Origin of the sequence: Nonomuraea sp. NBC_00507, assembly GCF_036013525.1 — a bacterium.
Classification (GTDB): Bacteria; Actinomycetota; Actinomycetes; order Streptosporangiales; family Streptosporangiaceae; genus Nonomuraea.
Genome location: NZ_CP107853.1, coordinates 2502491 through 2514926, shown reverse-complemented (window position 1 = coordinate 2514926; position 12436 = coordinate 2502491). Strand labels below are relative to the sequence as shown.

At 70.7% G+C, this 12436-nt stretch carries 16 protein-coding genes; 13 read left to right on the top strand and 3 right to left on the bottom strand.

Annotated elements, in window-relative coordinates; translation table 11 throughout:
- The first annotated feature begins 5 nt into the window (after positions 1-5).
- The 12 genes from OHA25_RS12765 to OHA25_RS12710 all read left to right on the top strand — a co-directional run bounded on the left by OHA25_RS12765 (position 6) and on the right by OHA25_RS12710 (position 9132).
- Positions 6-1019, top strand: a complete 1014-nt coding sequence (locus tag OHA25_RS12765; RefSeq protein ID WP_327587759.1) for a LacI family DNA-binding transcriptional regulator — start codon at positions 6-8, stop codon at positions 1017-1019.
- A gap of 64 nt (positions 1020-1083) precedes the next feature.
- Positions 1084-1353, top strand: a complete 270-nt coding sequence (locus OHA25_RS12760; RefSeq protein ID WP_327587758.1) for a sulfurtransferase TusA family protein — start codon at positions 1084-1086, stop codon at positions 1351-1353.
- A 67-nt stretch (positions 1354-1420) separates the two neighbouring features.
- Positions 1421-2443 (top strand): LacI family DNA-binding transcriptional regulator, encoded by a 1023-nt coding sequence (locus OHA25_RS12755; protein ID WP_327587757.1) that lies wholly within the window; start codon positions 1421-1423, stop codon positions 2441-2443.
- Positions 2444-2559: 116 nt separating this feature from the next.
- Positions 2560-3282, top strand: coding sequence for a CAP domain-containing protein (locus OHA25_RS12750; protein ID WP_327587756.1), 723 nt, complete (start codon positions 2560-2562; stop codon positions 3280-3282).
- Positions 3283-3648: 366 nt separating this feature from the next.
- Positions 3649-4233 carry a hypothetical protein gene (locus OHA25_RS12745; protein ID WP_327587755.1) on the top strand — a complete coding sequence of 195 codons (585 nt, stop codon included), beginning with the start codon at positions 3649-3651 and terminating at the stop codon, positions 4231-4233.
- A gap of 16 nt (positions 4234-4249) precedes the next feature.
- Positions 4250-5413 carry a sensor histidine kinase gene (locus OHA25_RS12740; protein ID WP_327587754.1) on the top strand — a complete coding sequence of 388 codons (1164 nt, stop codon included), beginning with the start codon at positions 4250-4252 and terminating at the stop codon, positions 5411-5413.
- Positions 5410-6063 (top strand): response regulator transcription factor, encoded by a 654-nt coding sequence (locus OHA25_RS12735; RefSeq protein WP_327587753.1) that lies wholly within the window; start codon positions 5410-5412, stop codon positions 6061-6063. The genes OHA25_RS12740 and OHA25_RS12735 overlap by 4 nt, the downstream gene beginning before the upstream one ends.
- A gap of 29 nt (positions 6064-6092) precedes the next feature.
- Complete coding sequence (locus tag OHA25_RS12730; protein ID WP_327587752.1) at positions 6093-6410, top strand: DUF3140 domain-containing protein; 318 nt, start codon at positions 6093-6095, stop codon at positions 6408-6410.
- Between the two features lie 3 nt (positions 6411-6413).
- On the top strand, positions 6414-6764 hold the full coding sequence (locus OHA25_RS12725; protein ID WP_305919598.1) for a nuclear transport factor 2 family protein: 351 nt from the start codon (positions 6414-6416) through the stop codon (positions 6762-6764).
- Between the two features lie 37 nt (positions 6765-6801).
- A complete protein-coding gene (locus OHA25_RS12720) occupies positions 6802-7014 on the top strand; it encodes a hypothetical protein (protein WP_305919599.1) in 213 nt (70 codons plus the stop codon).
- A 144-nt stretch (positions 7015-7158) separates the two neighbouring features.
- The gene (locus OHA25_RS12715; RefSeq protein WP_327587751.1) at positions 7159-7824 is read left to right on the top strand and encodes a CGNR zinc finger domain-containing protein; all 666 of its coding nucleotides are present in this window, start codon (positions 7159-7161) and stop codon (positions 7822-7824) included.
- Between the two features lie 87 nt (positions 7825-7911).
- Positions 7912-9132, top strand: coding sequence for an MFS transporter (locus tag OHA25_RS12710; protein ID WP_327587750.1), 1221 nt, complete (start codon positions 7912-7914; stop codon positions 9130-9132).
- Here the strand turns inward: OHA25_RS12710 and OHA25_RS12705 are convergent.
- A complete protein-coding gene (locus OHA25_RS12705; RefSeq protein ID WP_327587749.1) occupies positions 9041-9640 on the bottom strand; it encodes a TetR/AcrR family transcriptional regulator in 600 nt (199 codons plus the stop codon). The two genes, OHA25_RS12710 and OHA25_RS12705, sit on opposite strands and share 92 nt — an antisense overlap.
- Before the next feature lie 47 nt (positions 9641-9687).
- Here OHA25_RS12705 and OHA25_RS12700 point away from each other — a divergent pair, with 47 nt between their 5' ends.
- On the top strand, positions 9688-10626 hold the full coding sequence (locus OHA25_RS12700) for a beta-ketoacyl-ACP synthase III (RefSeq protein WP_327587748.1): 939 nt from the start codon (positions 9688-9690) through the stop codon (positions 10624-10626).
- On the opposite strand, the gene OHA25_RS12695 is transcribed toward OHA25_RS12700, so the two are convergent.
- Positions 10596-11273: a glycosyltransferase family 2 protein gene (locus OHA25_RS12695; RefSeq protein WP_327587747.1), complete on the bottom strand. Its 678-nt coding sequence runs from the start codon at positions 11271-11273 to the stop codon at positions 10596-10598. The two genes, OHA25_RS12700 and OHA25_RS12695, sit on opposite strands and share 31 nt — an antisense overlap.
- Before the next feature lie 194 nt (positions 11274-11467).
- Positions 11468-12436 (bottom strand): NAD-dependent epimerase/dehydratase family protein, encoded by a 969-nt coding sequence (locus OHA25_RS12690; RefSeq protein ID WP_327587746.1) that lies wholly within the window; start codon positions 12434-12436, stop codon positions 11468-11470.

Genomic DNA, 12436 nt, shown 5'->3' with positions numbered 1-12436 from the left:
GAAGAATGGCGACTAGGCGGGCGACCATCAGTGATGTGGCCTCGCTGGCGGGGGTGTCGATCGCCACGGCGTCCAAGGCGCTCAACGGGCGCCAGGATGTGCGCGCGGCCACGCGCGAGCGCGTGCTGGCCGCCGCGGCGGAGCTCTCCTTCCAGCCGAACGCTCTGGCCAGGGGACTGCTGTCGGGCCAGACCCGCACCGTGGGCCTGCTGACCTCCGACAGCGTCGGCCGGTTCGGCATCCCGGTGCTGCTCGGCGCGGAGAACGCGTTCGGGGCCGGCGAGATGGCCGTGCTGCTGTGCGACGCGCGCGGCGACGCGATCAGGGAGCAGCATCATCTGCGGGCGCTGTTGTCGCGCCGGGTGGACGGGCTGATCGTGGTGGGCGAGAGCACCAACCCGCGGCCGTCGGTGAGCAAGGATCTGCCGGTGCCGGTCGTGTACGCGTACGGGCCCTCCGAGGATCCCGGCGACGTGTCGTTCGTGCCGGACGACGTGGGGGCCGCGGCCATGGCCGTCAAACACCTGCTGGCCTTGGGACGCCGCAAGATCGCGCACATCACGGGGCCTAGCCACTACAAGGCCGCGCGAGACCGCGAGGAAGGGCTGCGCCTGGCGCTCGCCGAGGCCGGTCTCGAGCAGGTCGGCCAGACGTTGTCGGGGCCGTGGTCGCAGCGGTGGGGGCGGCACGCGGCCGAGATGCTGCTCATGGCCGAGCCCGAGATCGACGCCGTCTTCTGCGGCAGCGACCAGGTCGCGGCCGGGTTCGTGGAGACGGCGCGGGAGCGGGGGCGGCGGGTGCCCGACGACATCGCGGTGGTCGGCTACGACAACTGGGAGGTGCTGTCCACCGAGACCCGGCCGGCGCTGACGACCGTGGACATGAACCTGGAGCTGCTCGGCAGGACGGCGGCCCAGCACCTGTTCGCGGCCATCGACGGCAAGGCGACGCCCGGCGTGCACAAGATGCCCTGCCAGCTGGTCATCCGTGACTCCACCTCCCCGCCCGGCGTCTCCTGATCGTCACCTTGAGCGCGTGGTGACCGCGTGCGGGATCGCTCTGCCGGGGTGGTTTCCTAGGCATATGCCTGATCTCGTTGTGGACGGCGGCGACAAGCTGTGCGTTCAGCTGCTCATCGAGCTGCGCGGCCACGTGCGCCGAGCCGGTCCCGGTGCGGTCATCCACCTGATCGCCATCGACCCGGCCGCACCCGTGGACCTGCCGGCCTGGTGCCACCTGACCGGGCACACGTATCTGGGGCCGGTGGAGGGCGCCGAGCGCCCCACGTACGCGTTGCGCGTGGCCGGGGCCGCTCAGGAGACCGAGGACGCGAGACCTTGGCACGTGGCTTAATCGGTTAATCCCTCCGATCCGGGGTGGCCTACAGTATGAGTGATTACCCGGTTCAGAGAGGAAGTCCGTGAAGCGACCGACGATCGCCGACATCGCCAGCCGGGCTGGCGTCTCCAAGGTGGCGGTGTCCTACGCGCTCAACGGCCAGCCGGGGGTGTCGGAGGCGACGCGGGCCAGGATCATCGCCATCGCCGACGAGATCGGCTGGCGGCCCAACAGCGCCGCCCGAGCGCTCAACGGCGCCCGGGCCAACTGCGTCGGCCTCGCGCTGTGCCGTCCTGCTAGGATCCTGGGCGTCGAGCCGTTCTTCATGGAGCTGATCAGCGGCATCGAGGGCGTGCTCGCCGACCGGTCGTACGCGCTGCTGCTCCAGGTGGTCACCAGCCACCAGAAGGAGAGCGAGGTCTACCGGCGCTGGTGGGGCGAGAGCCGCATCGACGGCGTCTTCCTCGTCGACCTGCACTATGCGGACGCCCGCGTGACGGAGCTGGAGCAGCTCGGCATGCCGGTCGTCGTCATCGGCCATCCCTCCCAGTCCGGCTCTTTGTCGGCCATCTGGTCCGACGAAGGGCAGGCCGTCCGCGAGACCGTCGGCTATCTCGTGGCGCTCGGCCACCGCCGCATCGCCCGGGTGGCGGGGCTGCCGGAGCTGGTCCACACCGCCGTCCGCGACCAGGCGTTCGCCGAGGCCTGCCAGGGAGCGGCCGAGCACGTCACCGTGCACACCGACTACACCGGCGACGAAGGCGCCCGGGCCACCCGCCGGCTGCTCAGCTCACCCGACCGGCCCACGGCGATCGTCTACGACAACGACATCATGGCGGTGGCGGGCCTGTCCGTCGCGCAGGAGATGCGGGTGCGGGTGCCGGACGACCTCTCGATCGTGGCCTGGGACGACTCGCCGCTGGCCCAGGTCGTACGGCCGCCGCTGACGGCGCTCACCCGCGACATCCCGGCCTACGGGGCACACGCGGCCCAGCGGTTGCTGGCCTTGATCGCGGGCGAGAGCGTACCGCCGTACGAGGACCAGGCGGCGGTGCTGACGCCGCGCGGCAGCACGGGACCCGCGCCCGCGCCGGCAAGGGTGTAAATCCGGCTAAACACCGCATTTAGCCATAAACAGGTCGGCGGATGCTACAGTAGCGCCCGTTTCATCCTGTTCGCCCTGCGTGGGATCGAAGGCGATGGGCACCGAGGAGGTTCGTCGTGCCGTTCAGCAGAAAGCTCGCAACCGGGCTCGGCGTCGGTGCGGCGTCTCTGGCACTGGTCGGGGTAGGGCTGCTCGCCGCCGTTTCGGTGCAGACCTCCGCCCAGGACATGGCCTCCGCCTCGCGCGAGTCCGCCTCGACCCCGGCCGCTCCCGGCCACTACGCCGGCGTCGAGATCACCCCCGAACCCACGACCACCGGGACCCCGACCAGGAAGGCCACCCCTCGGCCCACCGCCACCCGCAAGCCCGTAGCCCCCAAGAAGCCGACCGCCACCCCAAGGCCCTCGAAGACCACTCGGTCCCCGTCCGCCCGCTCGACGTCGAAGCCGTCCACCGTCGGCACGACACTCGAGAACCAGGTCGTGACTCTGGCGAACGCGCAGCGGGCCAAGGCCGGATGCAAGCCCCTCCAGCACGACGCCAAGCTCCGCAAGGCCGCCTACGGCCATTCCCAGGACATGGTCGCCAAGGACTACTTCGACCACACCTCACCCACCGGGAAAGAGGCCGATGACCGCATCGCGGCCGCGGGCTTCTCACCCGTCAGCTCGTGGGGCGAGAACATCGCCTACGGCCAGCGTTCGGCGGCCGCCGTCATGGACGACTGGATGAACAGCCCGGGCCACAAACGCAACATCCTGGACTGCTCCTACACCCACATCGGCGTCGGCTATGTCGCCTCAGGCTCGTATTGGACCCAGGTCTTCGCCGCACGCTGAACAGACGTGAATCCGGCGCGTGCCGCGGATCGGCCCAGCGGTTGGCAGACCGCTCGTTCCGAGCCGCGGCACGTGCCGTCCCCTCCTTCGCGGCAAACGCCTGGGAGCCGGCCCCCACACGGCTCCATGCTCTACAGAGTGCGCGGACCACCGCCTGAGTACCTCCCTCCCTCATCGAAATCAGCTGATTTCTGGATCACGTGCCAGGCGCTGCTTCGCCTGAGCTCATCACGCGAAGGGTCACGTCCACGGCGGTGTGTGGCGGATCGCCAATGCGACCGATTCGCACTCACTCCTACGAGGGAGTGCAAGGATCGCCCCTACCGGCGATGCCCGCTGTCCCCTCGCGGACCGAGGATTCAGCTCATGAATTCTCGCTTCGCCTTCATCGCCGCACCGTTGCTCGTGCTCGCCTACGGCGTGATCCGCATCCTCGACGGCCTCGACGGCAGCCGAGGCCCGGGCATCGCCTGGACCACCGGCCATCTCGCGTTCATCGCGGCCCTTCTCCTCTTCATCCCGATCTTCTGGCGGTTGCGGCACATGGCCGGAGGCGCCGCCCTGGCCACCGTAAGCGCAGTGGTCGGCACGGTCGGCATCGCGGCGCTGGTCACACAGTTCGCCATCGACATCGTGATCGGGTTCATGGCGGCCGACCACGACGCCATGTCGCCGCTCTTCGACCAGGTGCAGGCCGTGCCCGGGGTGCAACTTGCGCTCTACGACGCCGGCCCGTACCTGTTCTACGTGGCGCAGCTCGTGCTCGTCGTTCACCTCGCGGTCGTCAAGGTGGTCAAGATCTGGACGCCGGTCCTGGTGCTGGTGGACCTCATGCTCCCGATGATCGACAAGGATCTGATCCCGGTGGGCGCGATCTTCCTGCTGGTGTCGTTCTGGCCGCTGGCTCGCCGCAGCATCCCGGTCGCCCGGCACGCGCTTGTCCATGCATGAGGGAAAATGACACACCATGTCTGAATTGACGTTGGTCGGCGTCGCTCGCCGCAGGCTCCACGCGCTCCCGCGTCTGTGGGTGGACGGGGCACTGGCCGCAGCGATCACGGTGGTCCAGCTGTGGCCGCTGATCTCGTCGGCGAGCTCGACGGGACGGCCGTGGCACTGGTGGGGGTACATGGTCGCGATCGGCGCCTCGCTCCCCCTGGTGTGGCGGCGGCGGGCGCCGGTGACCGTACTGGCGATCAGCCTGTGCACGAGCGCGCTCTACGACTTCGCCGACAACGTCGCCCGTCAGCCCATCTGGTACGGCGTCCTCGTCGGGTTCTACACAGTGGCCGCCTACAGCTCTGCCGGGCCCAGGATCACCATGCTCGTGGTGGCCACCGCGGGCAGCCTGCTGACGGTCGGGTCGTGGGAGACCGCACTCCGCGGGATGGTGCAGGTCGTCGCCGCGTACGCCATCGGCAGGGCCGCCGCCACCTCTCGCGCCCACGCTGCCGCACTCGAGGAACGTGCCGCCAGGCTGGAAAGGGAACGCCAGATGGAAGCCGAGCGCGCCGCCGAGCGCGAGCGGGCCAGAATCGCCCGCGACATGCACGACATCCTGTCCCACTCGGTCAGCCTCATGGTGGTGCAGGCCGAGGCCGGGCCTGTGGTCGTCCGGAGCGACCCGGACAAGGCGGAGGCCACGTTCGACGCGATCGCCTCGACAGGGCGCGACGCGATGATGCAGTTGCGGCGCATGCTGGGCGTGCTGAAAGACAACGAGGTGTCCCCGCGTGCGCCGCAGCCCACGATCGGTGACCTGCCCGCGCTGGCCGGACAGGCCGGCGGCACAGGCCTGGACGTGGCCTTCACCGAGTCCGGCGAGCCGCGCCCGCTCGCGTCCGACTGCGCGGTGGCCGCGTACCGGATCACCCAGGAGGCGCTCACCAACATCGTCAAACACTCCGGCGCGGACCGCGCCGACATCCGGCTCACCTGGGAGGACCACACCCTGATGATCGACATCACCGACAACGGGACGGGCGCGGGACGGGCACTCCCCTCCGGCGGGAACGGGCTGATCGGCATCCGCGAGCGGGCCGCGGCCTGCGGCGGCGCGGCCACGGCCGGGCCGCGCCAGGACGGTCCGGGCTTCGCGGTGTCGGTACGGCTGCCGCTGGCGGCGTCATGACCGTGCGCGTCGTCGTGGCCGACGATCAGGAGCTCGTCAGGGGCGGGTTCGCGATGATCCTGGACGCCCAGCCGGACATCGACGTGGTCGCCGAGGCGGGCGACGGGGCCGAGGCCGTGGCCGCGGTCCGCGAACACGCCCCCGACGTACTGCTGCTCGACATCCGCATGCCCAGAATGGACGGCATCGAGGCGGCCAGGATCGTGTGCGCGGAGAGCGGGTGCCGGGTGTTGATGCTGACCACGTTCGACCTGGACGACTACGTGTTCGACGCGCTGCGGGCGGGGGCGAGCGGCTTCCTGCTCAAGGACGTGCGGCGCGACGAGCTGGTGAACGCGGTGCGGGTGGTGGCGGCCGGCGAGTCGCTGCTCGCCCCGGCCGTCACCGGCAAGCTGATCGCCGAGTTCACCAAGCGCCCGCCGGCCCAGCACCCGGTGGCGACGCTGGCGGTGCTGACGGCCCGGGAACGCGAGACGCTGCTGCTGATCGCGCGCGGGCTGTCCAACGCGGAGATCGCCGAGGCCATGGTGGTCAGCGAGCATACGGTGAAGACGCACGTCAGCAACGTGCTAAGCAAGCTGGGGCTGCGGGATCGGGTGCAGGCCGTGATCGCCGCGTACGAGTCGGGGCTGGCCGTGCCGGGTGCGTAACGCGAGGAGCAACGGGTAGGCGAGCCCCTATGACTGAGGGCTTCGACAACGACATGCTCTGGGAAGAGTTCCACCGCGTGGTCAACATGAGCTCCGAGGAGCTGCGCGCGTACCTGCTGGCCGACGCCTCGGACGAGGAGAGCTTCCCCCCCGACCCCGACTTGGGCATCGACGAACTGGGGCGGGGCGTCCTCCACGTTCTGCGCAAGCGCAAGGGCGACCTGACCAAGGATGACCTGGACGTCATGCGGCAGGTCGTCGAGCTCGTCGAGACCATGGGCGACCGGACGGACGACGACTCGCGGCGCGAGCTTATGACCGTCGGGCACGATCCGCTGAGAGGATGAGCCATGGTCGAGCCGCGGCCGTGGATCGAGGGCTACGTGCGAGCGTGGAACTCCAACGATCCCGACGACATCTCCGCCCTGTTCACGGAGGACGCCCTCTACTACACCGAGCCCTACAGCGTGCCCTGGCACGGACGCGACGAGATCGTCGTGAAATGGCTGGACCGGAAGGACAAGCCAGGCGAGGCCACGTTCGAATGGCATCCGGTGTGCGTCACGGAGGACGTCGGCGTGATTCAAGGGGTCACCACGTATCCCGACAAAACCTATAGCAACCTTTGGGTGATCCGATTCGTGCCAGACGGGCGATGCCGGGAATTCACCGAATGGTGGATGAGACACGACGCCAGATGATGCAATGGGCCGCACCGTCTTCACCCGAGGAGATTCGTTGAGAGACAACCTCGACCTCGCCGCGAGCGCCCAGCAGTTGGCCGACGCCGCCCCGACGGGATCGATCGACCGCGCTGCCGCCTCGTCCGTGGCCATCACACTGGCCACCACGCGCGACATCACGCACGCCAGGAAGACGCTGGACGGGCTGTCTCCCGAGGACGTGCGCAAGGCCGCGCTGGAGCTCTTCGACCGGCTCGCCGCGAACTGACCGCCCGGGGCACCGCGCCGGCCCGCTCGCACTGCCGGGCCGGTCTTCGACCTGCTACGCCCAAGCACTGATCGGCTGGGGCGACCTTAATGTATCCCTTCCGGTGCTACCTCCAAAACTGAGTTGATCGGTAGCATTTGCTGTATGGACGTGTCCGAGCTGCCGCTGGTGGGCGGCCATCCGGCCCTGGATCTGGTCAACACCCTGGAACGGGGGGTCCCGGCCCCCGGCTGGGAGCCACGGGACTACGTGTCGGCACCGGCCACGCTGCTGCTGTGGGCGCTCCGCGCCGGATTGATCATCGAAACAGAGGCCCCGGCGGTCGCCGAAGCCTGGGACCGCGACCCTGACGCGGCGCACGCCGCGCTGGCCGCCTGCCGGGACATCCGGGAGTCACTGCACCTCACTCTGCTCGCCACCGCCGCACTGGATGTGGGGCCGATCGACGTCGCGGCCTCCAGCGCAGCGCTCGACCTGCTGCACTGCCGTTGGCTCGCCGCGGCGGGCCGCTCCAGGTTGACACCGGATCCGCGAGGGGCTTCCGCGGCCCGGCTGGTGGTCGGCGTCATCCCCGCCTCCCTGGTGCCGGACCGCGCCGTGGACGCCGCCCTCGACCTGCTGCGCACGGCCGACATCGGGCGCGTGCGCCGCTGCCCGACCGAGAGCGGCGGCTGCGGCTGGATCTTCCTCGACCGCAGCCGCAACGCCTCACGGAGATGGTGCCGGATGGCCGACTGCGGGACGGAGGTCAAGGCGCGCCGTCTCACCGAACGCCGGCGCGCCGCCCGGCAGGCGACGGCGGGGTCCTGAAGCCTGCTTCGCCGATGCCCGCCCATCGCCCAGAGACCTGAAACCCGTCGATCTGCTACCGGTAAAAGCGGATACAGGAGAAGCAGCATGGACAGGCGGAGCACTGCACGGTCGATCGGCGCGCTGGCCGCGCTCTCGATGTCCACGTTCATCTACGTCACGAGTGAGACACTCCCCATCGGGCTGCTGACATTGATCGCGACGGATTTGTCGACCTCGCCTTCGGCCGTCGGCCTGCTGGTGACCGGCTACGGGCTCGTGGTCGTCATCACCACCCTCCCACTGACCCGGCTGACGTACCGGATGCCGCGCCGCCTCCTGCTGACGAGCCTGCTCGCCGTGTTCGTCGTGGCCGCCTGGCTTTCGGCCGCCGCTACGAGCTACGCAGTCCTTCTCAGCGCCCGGGTGATCATGGCGGTCAGCCAAGCGGTGTTCTGGGCCGTCGTCATCTCGACCGCGACCGGTCTGTTCCCGCCACGCGTACACGGCCGTGTCATCGCCGTGGTGTTGGCCGGCGGCAATCTCGCCACAGTGCTGGGCGTGCCTGCCGGGACATGGCTCGGCCAGCAGGCCGGCTGGCGGGCATCCTTCGTCGCGCTCAGCGCGGTCGGTTTACTCGCCCTGCTGGCGATCGTTTTGCTGCTGCCGGCCACCGTGGCCGCGGACGCCCCCGCGACCACGGGGACCGCCCCCGACGCCCGCGCGTACTGGAGACTGCTGGTGATGTCCGCCCTCGTGGTCGCCGGGACGTTCACCGCGCTCACCTACGTCACCCCGTTCCTGACCGAGGTGAGTGCCTTCTCCGCCGGGGCGATCGGGCCGCTGCTGCTCTTACGGGGCATCGCCTCGGTCCTGGGCGTCGCCCTCAGCGGGCACCTGGTCGACCGCTACGCAGGGGCGGCGATCGCCGTCCCGGTGGCGGCACAGGCCGTGGCGCTCCTCGGGCTGTACGTCCTCGGCAGCGTGCCGGTCGCGGCGGCCGCGCTGGTCGCGCTGTCCGGTCTGTCCTTCGCCGCTCTGGCCACGGCCTTGGCCGGCCGGGTGTTGCAAGTCGCCCCCGGCAGTGTCGATCTCGCCGGGGCGGGCTCGTCGACCGCATTCAACGTCGGGATCACCGCCGGAGCGCTCATCGGCAGCGGCCTGCTGTCCGGCTTCGGCGTACGCAGCACCGCGCTCGTGGGAGGACTTCTCAGTCTGGCCGCGCTCACCCTCGTGGTCAGCCGCCGAGGCGGGCGTTCACGGCGCGGCGGGCCCGGACCGCGGCATCGGGATCGCGGTGCAGCTGGAGCGTATGGTTCATTGCCATGATGAGGCCGAGCAGCTCGAACGCCAGTTGGGCGGCGTCCGTGCCCGCCGGCAGGTCGCCGGCCGCCGCGGCGCAGCGCGCCTCCTTGCACAGCCGCCCACGCCAGGCATCGAACTGCGCCTCCACCGCGTCCCGGACCGGCCCCTCACGGCCGTCGAACTCGTGCGCCGCCGCCACGAAGAAGCACCCGCCGGGGAAGACCCCGCGTTCCAGGTAAGAGACCCACGCCTCGCAGAGCGCGCGTAGCCTGGGCAGCCCGGGGCCGGCGGGCCGGGCGGGCTCCCAGACCTCGGCGCGGAAGATGTCCGCCGCCCGGTCGAGCACGGCGAGCTGCAGCGCCTCTTTGGAGCCGAAATGCCCGAGCACGCCGGACTTGCTCATGCCCAGCTCGGCGGCGAGGCGGCCGATGGTGAGCCCTTCCAGCCCTTCGACGGAGGCGACGGCGACCGAGCGGTCGAGGATGGCTGAACGCGTGCCGAGGGCTTCGGCGACGGACTTACGCGGGCTCATGCGAGCCACTTTAGCGTCCGAACGTTCGGTTGCTATAGTCCCGGCGTATGAGCGGATCACGACTTGTCGCCACAGGCCACTACCAGCCTGTTCAAATCCTTACAAATGATGATTTGGCAGGCATGGTGGACACCAGCGACGAGTGGATCAGACAGCGGGTCGGCATCCGTACCCGGCATGTGGCCGGTCCCGACGAGAGCGTGGCCGACCTGGCCGGGCACGCCGCCGCGAAGGCCCTGGCCGGCAGCGGCCTGGACCCGGCCGACATCGACCTCGTGCTGATCGCCACCTGCACGCAGACCGAGCGCGCCCCGAACATCGCCTCCCGCGTCGCGGCCCGGCTCGGCGTGCCGTCCGCGGCCCTCATGGACGTCGGCGTCTCGTGCTCGGGCTTCACGCACGCCCTGGCGGTGGCCGACCACACGATCCGCGCGGGCGCGGCCACGAACGCGCTGGTCGTCGGGGCGGACAAGATGACGTCGGTCACCGACTGGACCGACCGGACCACATGCGTGCTGACCGGCGACGGCGCCGGGGCCGCCGTGCTGAGCGCTGCGGCCGAGGCCGAGGTCGGGCCCGTCGTGTGGGGGTCGGCGCCTGAGCTGGGCGCCGCCGTCCGCATCGAGGGCACGCCCACGCGCTTCTCCCAGGACGGGCAGACCGTCTACCGGTGGGCCACCACCCGGCTGCCCGAGATCACCCGGCGGGCCTGCGAGCGCGGCGGCGTGCGCCCCGAGGACCTGGCGGCCGTGGTGCTGCACCAGGCGAACCTGCGCATCATCGAGCCCATCGCCAAGAAGCTCGGGGCGGTCAACGCGATCGTCGCGCGTGACGTGGTGGAGTCGGGGAACACCTCGGCCGCGAGCGTTCCCCTTGCGCTGTCGAAGCTGCTGGAGCAGGGGGTGGTGCGGCGCGGGGCGCCGATGTTGCTCTTCGGCTTCGGGGGCAATCTGTCCTATGCGGGCATGGTGGTCCGCTGCCCCTGATGTTCGGACAGCACCGCCCGCATGTCCTTGATGGCCCGCACCGTGCCCCGTACGGTCCCCGTCACCTTGGAACGCCCGGCGCGCGGCAAGTAGTCGACCTCGGTCTCCGCGACCCGCCACCCCGCGGCGGCGGCCCGCAGCACCATCTCCAGCGGGTAACCGAAGCGCCGGTCGGCCAGCTCCAGGCCGAGCAGCGCGGTCCGGCGGCAGGCCCGCATCGGCCCGAGGTCGTGCACCGATATCCCGGCCGCGCGCCGCAGCCGGCGCGCCAGGACGGCGTTCGCCCAACGGGCGTGCGCGGGCCACGCACCCGCCGTCGCGGCCACCCTCCGGCCCAGCACCAGATCGGCGTCCCCGCCGACGACCTGGGCCGTGACCAGCGGGAGCTGCCGGGGGTCGAGGGATGCGTCGGCGTCCATGAAGCAGACGACGTCGCTGGTGGCGGCCAGCAGGCCGGCGTGGCAGGCGGCGCCGAAACCGCGCCGCGGCTCCCGTACGACCAGGGCGCCGTGGGCGGCGGCCACCTGATCGGAGCCGTCGGTGGAGCCGTTGTCGGCCACGATGGGCCGGTAGCCGGGCGGCATGCGCTCCAGCACCCACGGCAACGCCTCCGCCTCGTCCAGGCAGGGCAACACGACATCGATCACGCTCCAACGCTAGAGCCCGCCTGCGGCCCCAGGCCTTACGAATCCGTGACGTCGCCGGCTCTCCTCGCTCATGCCCCTGCTTCCTCCTCATCGACGGTGTGCTCAAGCGCGATCCAAAAGGTGATGCGCATGGCGAGCTCGTCGAGGTGAAACCGAAGCTCACGAAGCTTGCCATCAAGGGCGGCCTCCAGCCTCTAACGCCGGGCGAACTCCTTCATGCCGTCTTCGAAGGAGATCTCGGCCGTGAAACCCAGGCCGGCGACCGCCCGGGCTGGAGAGGCGACGATGTGGCGGACGTCGCCGAGGCGGTAGGCGCCTGTGGTCACCGGGTCTGGGCCGCCTGTGTGGACGGCCAGGGCCGTGGCGAGGTCGCCGACTGTGTGCGGGGTGCCGCTGGCGATGTTGTACGGCGTCAACGCCCCCGCCTCGCCGGCCCGGAGCGCCAGCACATTGGCCCTGGCCACGTCACGCACGTGGACGAAGTCGCGGCGCTGGCCGCCGTCCTCGAAGACCTGGGGCGCCCGCCCGGACAGCAGAGCCGACAGGAAGATGGACGCCACTCCGGCATAGGGCGTGTTCCGGGGCATGCGGGGGCCGTAAACGTTGTGGTAGCGCAGGGCCACGGCGGTGCCGCCGGTTTCGCGGGCCCAGTTGGCGGCCAGATGTTCCTGGGCCAGCTTGGTCGTGGCGTAGGCGTTGCGGGGGTCGAGCGGGGCGTCCTCCTCGACGACCGAAGGGGAGAGGACGCTGTCGCACCGAGGGCAGCGCGGGTCGAAGAGGCCTTGCTCCAGGTCCGTGGACCGCCTCGGCCCGGGGCGAACGGGGCCGTGGCGGGGGCAGTCGTAGGCGCCTTCCCCGTACACGACCATGGAGGAGGCCAGCACCAGCCGCCCGACGCCGTGCCTGGCCATGGCCGCCAGCAGGGTCGCCGTGCCGTACGCGTTGACCGAGGCGTAGTCGGGCAGGTCGGCCACGTCGACGCCGAGACCGACCTTGGCGGCCTGGTGGACGACGGCGTCGACGCCGGGCAGGAGGCGGTCCAGGGCCGCGCCGTCCCGCACGTCCACGCCGGTACGCAGGTCGGCGGGGACGACCTCGCAGTCGAGCGCTTCGGCGACGTGGCTGCCGATGAAGCCGGCGGAGCCGGTGAGGAGCACGCGCAT